The organism is Streptomyces sp. NPDC037242, assembly GCF_055604165.1.
The window spans coordinates 1-13,397 of sequence record NZ_JBVJUY010000060.1 but is presented as its reverse complement, the minus strand read 5'-3'; the positions used below and the strand labels follow the sequence as shown (position 1 = coordinate 13,397).

The window sequence follows — 13,397 nt, the reverse complement described above, 5'->3', positions numbered from 1 at the left end:
CCCCCCCCCCCCCCCCCCCCCCCCCCCCCCCCCCCCCCCCCCCCCCCCCCCCCCCCCCCCCCCCCCCCCCCCCCCCCCCCCCCCCCCCCCCCGCTCGTGTCTACCGCTCCGCCGTCGTCCCCGTCAGGCGGTGCAGCGGATCATGATCAGCGGCCGATTCGCGTGGTAGTCGGCCCAGAACTCCTCGCCGAACTCCTCGATGCCGGCATCCGAGACTTCCAGCGTCACCCATTCGATCCCGGTGAATCCGGCCGCCTTCAACGTCTGCTCGTACGTCGCCTGCGAGGGCACGACGGCCTCGAAGGAGACCGGCGGCTCCAGCAGGGCCGTGAGCTGGATCCCCCGGCCGATCTCGTTGTCCTTGCCGGTCGCCTCGCACAGGAACCCGTACTTGGCCAGCGTAGGTCCGGTGAAGTCGAAGTCCGGGTTCTGTACGAACAGGTAGAACTCGCCACCGGCGACAAGGCTGCGCCGGATGACGTGCATCATCTGCTCGATCTCGGCGACGTCGCTCGCGTAGTTGAACGCCTGCACGGCCACGGCGACGTCGAAGGGCTGGTCGAACTCCCGCAGGGTGGCCGTGTCACCCACTTCGTAATCGATGCCGAGAGGCTCGGACTGCTCCATGGCACCGGCCGCGTCGATCATCGCCCCGGAGATGTCGAATCCGAAGACGCGCGACGCCCCGCGGCGCTTGAGTTCACGGCTGTAGAATCCGGTACCGCAGGCGATGTCGAGTACGGACTTGCCGGTGACGTCCCCGACCAGGGCGAGGAAGCCCGGTACCTCGGCGTAGCGAATGATGGGCAGGGTCTTGAAGCCTTCGAATGCTTCACCAATGCCGTCGTACAACTGACCACTCATCGTGGCGTTCCCCTCGATTTGTGGCGTCGGCTCTCAGAACGAGCCGCGGCCCTCGACAGGAAGTCTTCACGCTCGTCCACGGGACTCCGTATTGTCGGAAGGCACGAACCTGCCGGTACCGATACCGAGTTGACTCCAAATGTGCAGTGTTCGTTCAGTCCATGAGCACGCCCGGATTGAGGATTCCGTTCGGGTCGAGTGCGCGCTTCGCGGCCCTCAGGGCGAGGGCGAAGGGTTCGGGGCGCTGGCGGTCGTAGCCCGGACGGTGGTCGCGCCCGACGGCGTGGTGGTGGGTGATGGTGGCCCGGTGGCGGTGCAGTACCTCGCCCGCGACGGCCTTGAGGTCGTCCCACAAGGCCACCTCGTCGCCGGGGCGGCCTGCGGCGAGCACGGTGAAGTACGGCGCGGCGCCGTCCGGGTACGCATGCGTCAGGCGGCAGTTGACCATCGCGGGGTGACCGGTGGCCTTGAGCGCGGCATTGCCGACCTCGGTGCGCACCGCGTCGATCAGTTCGGGGAGCCGGTCCCAGGTGGCCGCGGTCTCGAAGGTCTCGGCCACGGCTCCCATCCGGGCCAGACCGTCGCGGAGGTAGGGCATCCGCAGGAAGGCCGCGCGCCAGGCGCCCACGGCGGTGTCCCCGGGTCCCGCACCCGCGCCCGCCCCCGAACCGCCGCCGGACCGTGCTCCCGTCCGGCCGCCGTGTGAGCGGGCCAGGTCGAGGGCCCGTTCGAGGCGGGCGGTCACCGGTTCGTCCGCCGACTCGAACCCCAGGACCAGTACGGCCCTGCCACCGCTGTCCGCGCCCGCCAGCGCAGCCTCCCCGGCGTCCAGCAGGCGGCAGTTGGCGGGGGAGAGGTCGCACTGGGCGAGGGCGCGCACGGCACGGAGCCCGTCGTGGAAGTCGGCGAAGGTGGCCGAGGCGGATGCCTTGTGGCGGGGGCGTTCCTGAAGTCGGACCCACGCCTCGGTGATGACTCCGAGGGCCCCCTCCGAGCCCAGGAACATCCGGTCGGGGGAGGGGCCCGCGCCGGAGGCGGGCAGCCGCCAGGAACTACTCGTACCGGCGGGGGTGACGACGCGCAGCGACTGCACGAAGTCGTCGATGTGGGTGCGGCCGGTGGCGTAGTGGCCGCCCGCCCGGGTGGCGAGCCAGCCGCCCAGGGTGGAGAACTCGAAGCTCTGCGGGAAGTGCCGCAGGGTGAGGCCGTGGGGCCGGAGCTGGTCCTCCAGGCTCGGGCCGAGGGTGCCGGCCTGGATGCGTGCGGCCCGGCCCTCCGCGTCGACCTCCAGGACGCGGCCCATGGCGGTCAGGTCGAGGGACAGTACCGCCCGGTGGGCGTCGCCGCGGTACTCCACGCCCCCGGTGACGGAGGAACCCCCGCCGTAGGGGACGACGGCAACGCCCCGATCACCGGCCCAGTCCAGCAGGTCGGCCACGCCCCGGTCGTCCACCGGGCGGGCGACGAGGTCGGGTATGCGCCCCGGCCGCCCGCGCAGGGCGCGCACGACGTCGCGGTAGGCCTTGCCCATGGCGTGGGCGGCGCGGTCCGCGGGATCGGTACTGACCAGGTGGGCGAGGCTGTGCGGTGCCTGGACCGCGGGGGCGCCGACGTGCAGGTCGCGGACGCGGGGCACCGGGAGCGGGCGGGCGAGGGTGCCGGGGATCAGCGCGCCCATCGCGGCGCATTCCGCGTCGTCGGGATGGGCGTCCGCCCAGCCCCACCCCCACCAGGAGCGGGTACGGGACGTCGGCTGCGGGGTGGTGCCGGCCATGGGTGCGCTCCGAAGGTGGAAGGAATTTACCTTGAGGTAAATTACCTACTGATAATATCGGCTCATGGCAACCCCCTCTTCGAAAGCCGGTACCAAGGGAGTCCCGCGGGAGCACCGCCGGCAGCAGATGCTGGAGGCCGCGACGGAGGAGTTCGGCACCCGCGGCTACGCGGCCGCCTCGCTCCCCGCGATCGCCGCGCGCGTCGGCGTCACCAAGACGCTCCTGCACCAGTACTTCGGCACCAAGGAGGACCTCTACGTCGCCTGCCTGGTCCCCGTCGGCGACCGGCTCCTGGAAACCATCCGTACGGCGATGGGCCCGGACGCAGCCGCGCCGCACACGCCGCTGCGCGTGCTGCACGCCATCTTCACCGCCCTGGAGGGACAGCGGGAGGCCTGGTTCGTCCTGTACGACACCTCCCTGCCGCCCGACGGCGAAGCCGTGCGCCGGGCCTCGGGGTACTGGTCGGCCATCGACCGGCTCGCCGCCGGCGGGACCGCCGAGCTGCTGCGGGCCGCCGGGTCCGCCGATCCGCTGGACGCGGACGCGCTCAAGTACGTGTGGCGGGACCTCGTCGCCACCCTCGTCCGCTGGTGGGTCAAGCACCCGGAGCAGACCCCGGCGGCCATGACCGAGCGCTGCGCCCGGCTGTTCGCGGCCGCCGCCACCCTCACCACCGACGCACACGCGGGCTGACCAGGGGTCGGCGGCCGGTCTCACAGGCCCGGGCGTGTCCGCCCGAGCTGTGATCCGCGGGGAACCGGGTGATGATAGCGGGAGGTCGGAGGTGGCCTCATGGACGAATCACGCAGGGCCTGGCTCGCGCTCGGCGGCATCATCACCGTCATCTTCTTGAACCTGGCGGCGATCATCCTGATGAACACGGTCGGACACTGACGGGCCGACCGACCGCAGGGTCGCCAGGACCGGCTCCGCCGGCTGGAGGGTGAGCCCGGGGAAGACCTTCGCCCGCACCGCGCCGGTGTCCAGGTGGAACCGCTGCCCCAGCACGGCCAGTACCAGGGCCGCCTCCACGAGGGCGAACCGCGCGCCCAGGCACGCCCGCGGACCTCCGCCGAAGGGGAACCACGCGTGCTCCGGCACCGGATGCGGGGCGTCCGCGTCCCAACGCTCCGGTCGGAACGCCTCCGGCTCCGGGAACCACCGCTCGTCCCGGTGGACCGACCAGGGGCTGGTCCACACCGAGGTGCCCGCCGCGACGGCCCGCCCGCCGATCGAGGCGCCCTGCTGCGCCACCGCGGAGATCAGCCAGATCGGCGGATAGATCCGCAGGGCCTCCTTGACCACCTGCTGCGTCCACGGGAGCCGCGCGTAGTCCTCGTACGTGGGCAGCCGCCCGCCCAGCACCCGGTCGAGCTCCTCCGTCAGGCGTTCCCGGGCCGCCGGGGCTCCCGACAGCAGTTGCCAGGCCCAGGTCAGCGTGGTGGAGGTCGTCTCGTGGCCGCCGATGTAGAGGGTGATCGACTCGTCGCGCACCTCGGTGCGCGACAGCGGCAGCCCCCGCTCGTCGCGGGCCGCGAGCAGCCGGCTCAGCAGGTCGTCCCGGCCCTCGCCCGCGGCCGCGGCCGCCTCGTGCTCGCGTATGACGTGCTCGATCTCCCGGTCGAGGACCCCCACCGCGGCCCGCATCCGACGCCGCCCCGGGGTCCGCACCCACGGCGGCAGGAACAGCGTCACCCCGCGGAACTCGGCGCCCAGTTCATGCTGAGCCGTGGCCATCGCCGCGCTGATCGGGGCCTCCCGGCCGGCTGCGTCGCTCCCGAAGAGGGTGCGCACCGCGATCCGCTGGGTCAGCCCGGCCATCTCCCGGTGCACGTCGATCCGGTCGCCCGTCGACCAGCTGCGGGACAGCGCGTCCGCGCACTCCACCATGGTGGCGGCGTAGGTGCGCACCTGGCGCGGGCGGACGGCGGGTTGGACCAGGGCCCGCTTGCGGCGCCAGTCGTCCCCGGTGGCGACGACCACCCCGTTGCCGAGCAACTGTCGGAAGGCCCAGCCGAGTTCGGTCGGCCGGAAGGTGCCCTCGACGGCCCCGAGCAGCTCACCGGCGTGCTCGGGGCGGGAGACCAGCACATTGCGCTGCGGTCCGAGCGCCCACGGCACCCAGTCCCCGTACTCGTCGCGCAAGGACTCGAAGAAGGCCAGCGGATCGCGGGCGAAGGCCGGAAGGTTCCCGAGCAGGGGCCACCGGCGCGGTCCGCGTTCGCTTCCCGGGGGCTTGGGCAGGGTGGCGGTCACGCACGCATGGTGACAGCGCGCCCGCGAGGGCGCCAGAACCCCGTCGCCGGACTTTCGGCCGGGGCTCGTCGCGGACCCCCCCCGACATGACGCTGTGCGGCCCGTGAACGGGCCGCACAGCGCTCCCTTGGGTTGTCAGCAGTCGTCGCCGCCGTGGCCACCGTGGCCGTACCCACCCCAGTCGTCATCGTCGTCGTACCAGCCGTGGTGATGCCCGCGGTCGTCATCGTCCCAGCCGCCGCCGGTGACGTAGGTGGTGGAGTGGGTCGGGGTCGCCGCCGAGGCGGTACCTGCGGCTCCGAGGGCGGCGCCACCGGCCATCAGAACACCGATGGCGGACACCGCGAAAAGACGCTTCACTCTCAGTGCTTGCATGGTTCTGAACCCTTCTCATGCGAGAAATGGACGCGGGAACCCCTTGTGGCCCTTGCGAAAGAGAGGAACGGGATCGCCGTCAACGCGGCCGTGTCGGGCCGCGGACCATCCGCGTCGGCGCGTGCGGACACGCGCCCATATGCTCTGGCAGATCACTGGGGGTCATGGGTGGTTTCCCGCAGTTGCCACAATCACCTACGGCTGATACTAGTCACCGACCCGCGGGTCGGCATCTCGGGCAGCGAGCCCGAGCCCACCATCCCGCTCTCCGCAGCGGCACCGGGCGCCCGCGCCGCCCCATCGCCGCGGTCCAACTCGACCTCATGGCCCTCCCCTTCGGAGGACCCGCTTCCAAATGCTTTGGTCCGAGGGGATGCGGCACGCGCCACCAGTGGTGTAGACCATACGCCCAGCAGTCGGTGTGTGACGCGAGAGGTGGATCAACACGTGCAGCGCGCTTCCCTGAGCCTGACGGCGGTCGGCACCGCCATGTGCCTGGCCGCCCTCACCCTGGCCGGCTGCGGAACCGGCGCCACCGCGGGCGGGGTGACCCTGCGGGTCGTGGCCGCCGAGTACGGCGAAACGCCGTCCAACTCCAGCAAGCCGTACTGGGAGGGTCTCGCCGCCGCCTTCGAGAAGGCCAACCCCGGCATCAAGGTCGAGGTCGATGTCGTGTCCTGGTCCGCGGTGGACGCCAAGGTCGCGCAGCTGGTCAAGGACGGCCGTGCCCCTGACATCGCACAGATCGGCGCCTACGCCGACTACGCGCACGCGGGCAAGCTCTACCCCGCCGACGAACTGCTCTCCATCCAGACCGAGGCCGACTTCCTCCCGCCGCTGGCCGACGCCGGGAAGGTCCAGGGAGACCAGTACGGCCTGCCCTTCGTCGCCAGCACCAGACTGCTCTTCTACAACCAGACCCTGCTCACCGACGCGGGCGTCATGGGCAAGGACGGCGGTACCTGGCAGCCCCGCACCTGGGCCGACCTGGTGGCCGCGGCGAAGAAGCTGAAGGCCTCCGGCGTACGCACCCCGTTCGCACTGCCCCTTGGGCCGGAAGAGGCGCAGGCCGAGTCGATGATGTGGATGCTGTCGGGTGGCGGCGGCTACACGAACGACGCGGAGGCGTATGCGATCGACTCGGCGCAGAACGTGAAGACCTTCGAGTTCCTGCGGGACAAGCTCGTCGGCCAGGGCCTGACCGGACCGGTCGAGCCGGGCCGACTCGACCGGCAAGGGGCTTTCGACGCGTTCGTCGGCGGCGAGGTCGGCATCCTCAACGGCCACCCCACCCTGATCAAGCAGGCCCAGGACAAGGGCATCAAGATGGGCGTCGTCCCGCTGCCCACGGAGGACGGATCGGAGCCGAGGGCGATGGGCGTGGCGGACTGGGCGATGGCGTTCAGGAACGGCCATCCGAAAGAGGCCGGCCATTTCCTCGACTTCCTCTACGAGGCGAAGAACGTGTCCGCGTTCACCGGCAAGTACGGCCTGCTGCCGGCGACGACCAGTGGCTATCAGGCGATGATGAGGTCCACCGACCCCGCCACGGTGCAGCTCCAGGTCTTCCTCAAAGCCCTTCCCTCCTCCCGGCTCTACCCCGTGGGCAAGAAGTCCTGGGCCGGGGTCAGTCAGAGGATGAAGCAGGACATGGGCCAGTCCGTCCGCCCCGGCGGCCGACCCGCCACCGTACTGTCCGACATCGCCGCCGCCGCGCGGAGCGCCGAGAGCTAGGGGGTGTCTGGCGGATGTCCGCGACGTCGCGACGCCCGGCACGTGCTCTCCACGGCAGGGACTCCAGGTCCTTGAGGACGCCCCACATGTCACACCGTGCCGGGTACCGAGGGCAATCGGGTTTGGGACCCGGAGCCGCCGGCCTCCTTCTGTATGCGGAGTTCGCGACGTCGCGACGTCGGGACGCGGACCTTCTCCAGCGCCGGCTTGGTGTGCGACGGGTGGGCGAGGGTGCTTGATCGTCGACGGGTTCCTCACCGGTAGGCTCTGCCCTGCACCGGCCCGACCTCCGCCGCGGGCGCCACGCGCCCCGTGGCCGGCACCAACTGGGTGTCCGGCCACGCCGGACGGATGTGTCCGCTCGCCTGCCGGCCGGTTGCCGGACACCCCCGCAGGTGGTTCCCGCCGTCTTCCCGTCACTGGAGTTCGTCTTGCCTGTACGTTCCAAGAGCCCCTGGGGCGCCGTCTGTTCGGCCGCCCTCGCCCTGGCCGGCGTCGCGGCGATGGTGTTCCCCGCCCGGGCCGACACGGTCACGGCCTCCACCGCACCGCCGCTCCGGTTCGTCAGCTACAACATCTGCGGCCAGGAATGCAGCGATCCGGGCAAGGGGTACGACGAGAAGAAGCGGATCGACAGCGTCGTAGCCCAGGCGTCCGTCTCCACCTGGAACGCCGACCAGATCTTCCTCCAGGAGGTCTGCCGGCCGCAGTACGACGAGATCCTCACGAGGCTGCGGCCGTTGGGCTTCGACGGCATGTACAGCGCGACCCTCACCGGCGCCGACTCCAGTTGCAGCGGCGGCGATTACGGGAACGCGGTCCTCGTCCGGGGCCCGATCACCGAAGTGCTGGACCTGGACCTGACCGTGGGCGGCGAGGTCGAGCCCATCAAGGTCCCGTGCGTGAAGAACTACGTACAGAACCGGCTGAACTGGGCCTGCTCGGTGCACCTGTACTGGAGGGACCCGTCCATCCGCCTGACGGAGGCCCGGGCACTCGCGGCGCGTGCCGCGACCTGGCAGGACCAGGGGATACCCGTGGTGCTGGGCGGCGACTTCAACGCCGGCCCCCGCACCGCCCCGCTGAGCGAGTTCTACGACCCGGGCATCAACGACGGCGCCCGGGGGACCTTCATCGAAGCCGACGAGACCGACACCGACTTCTTCGACCCGGCCGTCTGCCCGGTGGGCACGGCCCCGCGCTGCCGTTCCGGGGAGCCCACCCACTACGACAGGAAACTCGACTACCTCCTCCTCAGCTCCCGGCACTTCAAGTCCGCCCAGGGCGACGCCCTCCCGCAGGACCCCGCGGTCTCCGACCACCAGATGGTGCGTGGAGCGGCCTCCTGGGCCGACTGCGGTACGTTCACCCCCGCCGCCGGTGCCCTCTTCCGCAGGGACGCCTCCGGCGCTCTCTTCCGCTACGACGGCCGAGGTGACGGCACCCTGGCCGCCGCGTGCAAGGTCGGCAGCGGGTGGAACGGAATGAGGAAGGTGGTCCGCATACCCGGCAGCACGACCCTCGCCGCCCTCGACGGCAACGGCACGCTGTGGCACTACCCGGCCGACGCGAGCGGCGCGTACACGGGGACCACCCGGGTCCAGGCCGCCACCGGCTGGTCACCGTACGACGTCGTCGTCGCACCCGGGGACTTCACGCAGGACGGCAAGCCGGACCTGATAACCCGGGACGCCAACGGCGATCTGTGGCTCCACGCGGGCAACTCGGGCAACAGTGGCAACGGCGGCACCGAGGGCAGCGCGTACGCCTCCCCGGTCAGGATCGGATACAAGTGGGGCATCTATGACCTGCTGTTCTCGCCGGGGGACTTCTCCGGTGACGGCAGGCCCGACCTGATGGGCCGCGACTCCGCCGGGGACCTGTACCTGTACAAGGGAAACGGGGCCGGCGGCTACGCCCCCCGGCAGAAGATCGCCTCCGGCCTCACCGGCTACGACGCGATGACCTCTCCGGGAGACGTGAACGCCGACGGCAGGAGCGACCTGCTGGCCCGGAGCGCCTCCGGCGCCCTCTTCCTCCTGAAGGGCGATGACGCGGGCGGACTCGCGCCTGCTGTCAGGATCGGCAGCGGCTACCCGGCGGGCGAGCTGCTCTTCTGACCGACCGCGGCCGGGCGTTCAGCCGGCGGCGTGCAGGGCGCGGCGGGCGGTGGCGCGCAGGTGGTCGAGGACGTCGGGGTCCGCGGCGAGGGTGTAGTCCGCGGGCAGGCCGGACAGGGTCTGCGCGATGCGGGTGAGGGAGTCGTCCGACGCATCGACGAGGCAGGTGGTCCGGTCGACGGGGCGGATACGGGTGGCCAGGTGGCGGGTGCGGGCGCGGACCTGGTCCGCGGAGGCCTGGACCGTGGCGACGGCCCGGTGGCGAGTGGGGGCGGTGGAGAGCCGCTCGGCGACGAAGGCGGCGGGGTCGCCTCCGGGCAGTTCCCTGGCGGGGACGCGGCGGCCGGTGGCCATGGCGCCGGTGATGCGGTCCAAGCGGAAGATGCGCCAGTCGTCCCTCTCGGTGTCGTGCGCCAGGAGGTACCACAGGTCGCCGGAGGCCACGAGGTGCTGCGGCTCGACACGGCGCGAGGCGGTCGCGTCGGCGCGGGTGGTGTAGTCGAAGGTGACGATCTCGTGGTCGCGGCAGGCGACGGCGAGCAGGCCCAGGAGCGTCGGGTCCGCGCGCGGACCGCGGCTCTCCCAGGCGATTCCGGCGACCGATTGCTGGAGGGCGGCGACCTGGGTGCGCAGGCGTCGGGGCAGGACCTGTTCGAGGTTCGCCAGGGCGCGCAGGGCGGTCTCCTCGATGCCGGTCAGCCCGCCCGCCGCGGTGCGCAGGGCGACGGCGATGGCGACGGCTTCGCCGTCGTCGAGGAGGAGCGGGGGCAGGTCGGTGCCGGCGGCGAGCCGGTAGCCGCCGGCGTGGCCGCGGGCGCTGTCGACGGGGTAGCCCAGGTCGCGCAGGCGGTCGATGTCGCGGCGGACGGTGCGGACGGTCACCTCAAGGCGGTCGGCGAGGTCGGCGCCGGACCACTCGCGGCGGGTCTGCAGCAGGGACAGCAGCCGCAGCATCCGGCCCGTCATGTCGGTGGTCATGACCTCAACTATGACCGGGTCAAAGGACAGCTGCTGTCCTGAAAGAGTCCTAATGTGGGTGCTGCCCGACCACGATAAAACGTGAGATATCCCCACGAAGATCGCAATTCTCGGCACGGGTGGCGGCGCCCGCGCGCACGCGGCCAAGCTCGTCGAACTCGGGCACGAGGTCTTCGTCGGCACCCGTGACCCCGAGGCCACCCTGGCCCGTACCGAGCCGGACATGATGGGCAACGCGCCCTACGGCCAGTGGCTCGCCGACCACCCCGGCATCACCCTGCTGTCCTTCGGCGACGCGGCCGCCGCCGCCGACCAGCTCGTGATCAACGGCATCGACGGCCACAACGCCGTGGCCGCCCTGACCGCCATCGCCGACCGGCTCGCCGGAAAGACCCTGATCGACTACGCCGTCCCCTTCGTCTACCAGCACGAGAGCGAGCACCCCTGGCCCACGCCCTGGGGCGTCATGCCGAAGCTGGAGCCGTGCGACACCGACAGCCTCGGCGAGCAGGTCCAGCGGGCCCTGCCCGCCACGAAGGTCGTCAAGAGCTTCGTCACCCAGGAGCAGACCACCGTCGTCAACCCGCAGTCCGTGGGCAGCGGCGACCACACCATGTTCGTCGCCGGCGACCACGCGGACGCCAAGCAGCAGGCCACCGACCTGCTGAAGTCCTACGGCTGGACCGACATCCTCGACCTCGGCCCGCTGGTGTGCGCCCGCGGCATGGAGATGTACGCCCACATGCACTCCGCCATCGGCTTCGGCCTCGGCCAGCAGTTCGGCGGACACTTCGGCATCAAGGTCGTGCGCTGACCCACCCGACCTCCCGCCCCACCGTCCCGGCCGCCAGGTCGCCGGGTCGCCGGGTCGCCGGGTCGCCGTCCACCCTGCCCCTCACGCCCCCAGATGGAGAACCCCCTGTGACCAGCACCAGCACCAGCACCAGCACCAGCACGGCGCTGCTGGACGGCACGATCATGTGCCATGCGATGTGGGCCCGCGACGGCCGCGAGCTGGCCGACTTCTACGCCACCGCCCTGGGCACCGAAGTGAACCGGACCTACCCCGGCCCCGAAGGCGAACCCGCCGCCTTCGCCTTCAGCCTCGGCCGCGCGATGTACCTCTTCTACACCTCCGCCGCCTTCACCGCCCCCAGCTGGCCCGAAGACGACCTGCCCTTCCACATGGACCTGACGTTCGGCGACGTCCGGGCCGCGGAGGAGCGGCTGCTCCGGATGGGCGCCACCAAGCCCGCCCACCAGCCGGGCGGTAAGCACTGGACGGTCCTGCTGGACCCGTCCGGACAGCCCTTCTGCATCCACCAGGCCCGTTGACCATGACCGCACTGCCCCGCATCACCGCCGAACAGCGCCGTGCCCGCCTCGTCCGCCGGCACCTCCTCGTGCCTTCCGCGCGCGCAGGGACCGCGCACGAGGTGGCCCAGGCCCTCATCGGCCCGCACGCCACCGATCCGGCGACGTCTGCCTCGCCGCGGCAGCCCGTATGCACGCGCCCACGGCCGACGCCATCGACCACGCCCTCTACGACCAGCCGTCCGGTGCGCCCGCGCTGGAACGGATCCGATGCATGCGCCGCACCATGTTCGTCGTCCCCGCCCGCCTCGCCCCCGCCGTACGCTCCACGACCGCCCAGGACCCCGGCCGTCTCCGTACAGAAGCGGCGGACAAGCTGTCGCAGGCCCTCGGCTGGGACCGGCGGCACTACACCGCCGTGGAACAGGATGCGCTCGCCGCACGCGGTGAGGCGACCGCGGCCCAGCTGGCCGCCGGCGTGCCCGCCCTGCGCGAGCAGCTGACCCTGTTCCCCGGCAAGCCGTACGAGTCCCGCCAGGGCGTCAGCGCCACGGTCCTCGGAGTCCTCGCCGCCTGAAAGCCCGAATCCGCCGCTCCCGGCCGGTGGGGTCATGGACCTCGGCCCAGTTCCGCCGGGCCCCCTCTCAGCCGCCTCGCCGACGGTTAGGCCGTCCCCTTCACGGGCGTGTCCAGTCGGCCGGCCAGGCTGGTGAGGGTGGGGCCCAGGGGGAGTGCGACCCGGGTGACGGCGTGCTCGTCGCCGCGGGTCGCGTCCCGGTTGACGATCAGTACGGGCTTACCGGCCCGGGCCGCCTGGCGGACGAACCGCAGCCCGGACATCACGGTCAGCGAGGACCCCAGGACCAGGAGCGAAGTCGCCCCGTCGACCAGCTCACGGCAGTGCGCGACCCGCGCCGGCGGAACGGATTCGCCGAAGAACACCACGTCCGGTTTGAGCACGCCGCCGCATTCCGAGCAGGGGACCACGCGGAAGTCGCCGACCTGCTCCTGGGTGAGGTCGGCGTCACCGTCCGGGTTCAGCCCTGGCGCCACCGGCGCGAAGCCCGCATTGGCATCCTCCAGCCGTCGGGCGAGCTCGTGGCGCGAGCTGGAGGCGCCGCACGAGAGGCAGAGGACCCGGGCCAGGTTCCCGTGCAGTTCCACGACGCCCTCACTGCCCGCGGCCTGGTGCAGGCCGTCGACGTTCTGGGTGATGACGCCAGAGAGCAGCCCGCGCCGGCCGAACGCGGCCACGGCACGGTGCCCGGTGTTGGGCAGGGCGCGGCCGAACGTACGCCACCCCAGGTGACTGCGAGCCCAGTACCGGCGCCGGGCCTGGGGGCTGCCGGTGAATTCCTCGTAGGTCATCGGCGTGTGCCGGCTGAGGCTCCCGCCGCTGCTCCGGTAGTCGGGGATGCCCGACTCGGTGGAAATCCCCGCCCCGCTCAGCACCAGTACGCCTCCGGCCCTCAGCGCCTCGGCGACCGGCTCTGGATCCGTGCTGCCGGGCGGCAGGTCATGGGCGGGCGTCCAGCTCAGAGTGGGGCGCATGCGCATGCCGCCAGCGTACGGAACCGGCCGCCCGCGGCGCAGGCCCGTTCTCACACGCCCCCTCGAACCCTCCGATTGCCAGGCAATTCGGCCACCCGGGCTGCCTTGTGAAGGGGTACGAGCCGTGACATTCAGTGAGAATCGGGCGCCCCGGAGGTGACCCGTCCCATAGGACCCACGTCACATACGAATCGCGATAGTAGCTTTCGGGGGGTCGCCAGAGCCGCCTGGCACCCGCCGCCACCTGCGCGGATCCCCGGTCCCCGGTCGATGGGTCCGAGGTCCTGCGGCTACGAGGCCGGCTAGTAGGAGGGGTCGTTGCCAGGGGGTCGGGGCGTCTGTAGAACTGGATGAGTCGCAAGGCGGCAGGGGTGTTTCACCCCCGCTCCACAAGCCGCCGACGAACCCCTCTCCTCCGCGTGAGTGG

General features: G+C 71.8%; 12 protein-coding genes. 6 read left to right on the top strand and 6 right to left on the bottom strand.

Features of this window, described 5'->3' with window-relative positions; genetic code table 11:
* Positions 1 to 123: 123 nt before the first annotated feature.
* Positions 124 to 864, bottom strand: a complete 741-nt coding sequence (locus ACZ7GJ_RS37570) for a class I SAM-dependent methyltransferase (protein ID WP_470758417.1) — start codon at positions 862 to 864, stop codon at positions 124 to 126.
* Positions 865 to 1,018: 154 nt separating this feature from the next.
* Positions 1,019 to 2,638, bottom strand: a complete 1,620-nt coding sequence (locus ACZ7GJ_RS37565; RefSeq protein WP_470758415.1) for an FAD-binding oxidoreductase — start codon at positions 2,636 to 2,638, stop codon at positions 1,019 to 1,021.
* Positions 2,639 to 2,702: 64 nt separating this feature from the next.
* On the opposite strand from ACZ7GJ_RS37565, the gene ACZ7GJ_RS37560 reads away from it, so the two are divergent.
* The gene (locus tag ACZ7GJ_RS37560) at positions 2,703 to 3,335 is read left to right on the top strand and encodes a TetR/AcrR family transcriptional regulator (RefSeq protein ID WP_470758413.1); all 633 of its coding nucleotides are present in this window, start codon (positions 2,703 to 2,705) and stop codon (positions 3,333 to 3,335) included.
* Positions 3,336 to 3,443: 108 nt separating this feature from the next.
* Here the strand turns inward: ACZ7GJ_RS37560 and ACZ7GJ_RS37555 are convergent, their stop codons facing one another.
* Both ACZ7GJ_RS37555 and ACZ7GJ_RS37550 read right to left on the bottom strand, forming a co-directional pair.
* The gene (locus tag ACZ7GJ_RS37555) at positions 3,444 to 4,898 is read right to left on the bottom strand and encodes a cytochrome P450 (protein WP_470758411.1); all 1,455 of its coding nucleotides are present in this window, start codon (positions 4,896 to 4,898) and stop codon (positions 3,444 to 3,446) included.
* Positions 4,899 to 5,033: 135 nt separating this feature from the next.
* Positions 5,034 to 5,273 (bottom strand): hypothetical protein, encoded by a 240-nt coding sequence (locus ACZ7GJ_RS37550; RefSeq protein WP_470758409.1) that lies wholly within the window; start codon positions 5,271 to 5,273, stop codon positions 5,034 to 5,036.
* 447 nt (positions 5,274 to 5,720) lie between these two features.
* Here ACZ7GJ_RS37550 and ACZ7GJ_RS37545 point away from each other — a divergent pair, with 447 nt between their 5' ends.
* Together ACZ7GJ_RS37545 and ACZ7GJ_RS37540 are read left to right on the top strand one after the other, a co-directional pair.
* Positions 5,721 to 7,007: an extracellular solute-binding protein gene (locus ACZ7GJ_RS37545; protein WP_470758407.1), complete on the top strand. Its 1,287-nt coding sequence runs from the start codon at positions 5,721 to 5,723 to the stop codon at positions 7,005 to 7,007.
* Between the two features lie 431 nt (positions 7,008 to 7,438).
* Positions 7,439 to 9,127 carry an FG-GAP-like repeat-containing protein gene (locus ACZ7GJ_RS37540; protein ID WP_470758405.1) on the top strand — a complete coding sequence of 563 codons (1,689 nt, stop codon included), beginning with the start codon at positions 7,439 to 7,441 and terminating at the stop codon, positions 9,125 to 9,127.
* A gap of 18 nt (positions 9,128 to 9,145) precedes the next feature.
* Here ACZ7GJ_RS37540 and ACZ7GJ_RS37535 read toward each other — a convergent pair whose 3' ends face one another.
* Complete coding sequence (locus tag ACZ7GJ_RS37535) at positions 9,146 to 10,105, bottom strand: helix-turn-helix transcriptional regulator (protein WP_470758403.1); 960 nt, start codon at positions 10,103 to 10,105, stop codon at positions 9,146 to 9,148.
* Positions 10,106 to 10,193: 88 nt separating this feature from the next.
* On the opposite strand from ACZ7GJ_RS37535, the gene ACZ7GJ_RS37530 reads away from it, so the two are divergent.
* The 3 genes from ACZ7GJ_RS37530 (at position 10,194) to ACZ7GJ_RS37520 (ending at position 11,996) form a co-directional block, all read left to right on the top strand.
* A complete protein-coding gene (locus ACZ7GJ_RS37530; RefSeq protein ID WP_470758419.1) occupies positions 10,194 to 10,919 on the top strand; it encodes an NADPH-dependent F420 reductase in 726 nt (241 codons plus the stop codon).
* Between the two features lie 107 nt (positions 10,920 to 11,026).
* Complete coding sequence (locus ACZ7GJ_RS37525; RefSeq protein WP_470758401.1) at positions 11,027 to 11,440, top strand: VOC family protein; 414 nt, start codon at positions 11,027 to 11,029, stop codon at positions 11,438 to 11,440.
* Positions 11,441 to 11,609: 169 nt separating this feature from the next.
* A complete protein-coding gene (locus ACZ7GJ_RS37520; RefSeq protein ID WP_470758399.1) occupies positions 11,610 to 11,996 on the top strand; it encodes a DNA glycosylase AlkZ-like family protein in 387 nt (128 codons plus the stop codon).
* 86 nt (positions 11,997 to 12,082) lie between these two features.
* Here the strand turns inward: ACZ7GJ_RS37520 and ACZ7GJ_RS37515 are convergent, their stop codons facing one another.
* Entirely contained in the window at positions 12,083 to 12,976 is an 894-nt protein-coding gene (locus tag ACZ7GJ_RS37515; RefSeq protein ID WP_470758397.1) for an NAD-dependent protein deacetylase, read from the bottom strand.
* Between the last annotated feature and the right edge of the window lie 421 nt (positions 12,977 to 13,397).